The sequence below is a fragment of the Microvirga sp. Mcv34 genome, from assembly GCF_024519725.1.
Classification (GTDB): domain Bacteria; phylum Pseudomonadota; class Alphaproteobacteria; order Rhizobiales; family Beijerinckiaceae; genus Microvirga.
On the sequence record NZ_JALJRK010000321.1, the window covers coordinates 1 to 255 of the forward strand.

A 255-nucleotide genomic window follows, 5' to 3' on the forward strand; every position below is an offset into this window, starting at 1 on the left:
CCGTGGCGGCCATTCAGGAGATCGCCCGCACGATCACCGAGATGTCGCAGATCTCGACCTCGATCGCGGCCGCCATGGAGGAGCAGGGCGCGGCCACGGCCGAGATCGCCCGCAACGTTCAGGAGGCGGCGCGCGGCACCGAGGCGGTCACCGGCAGCATCGAGGATGTCCATCATGGAGCCGGAGAGACCGGAGCCGCGGCCTCCCAGGTGCTCGGCGCCGCCCAGGAGCTGTCGCGGCATTCCCACGATCTCG

The 255-nt window shown here is 71.0% G+C and carries 1 pseudogene; it reads left to right on the forward strand.

Going from position 1 to position 255, the window contains the following annotated elements:
- Nucleotides 1–255, forward strand: a pseudogene (locus tag OC446_RS30780) (methyl-accepting chemotaxis protein); the annotation flags it as partial.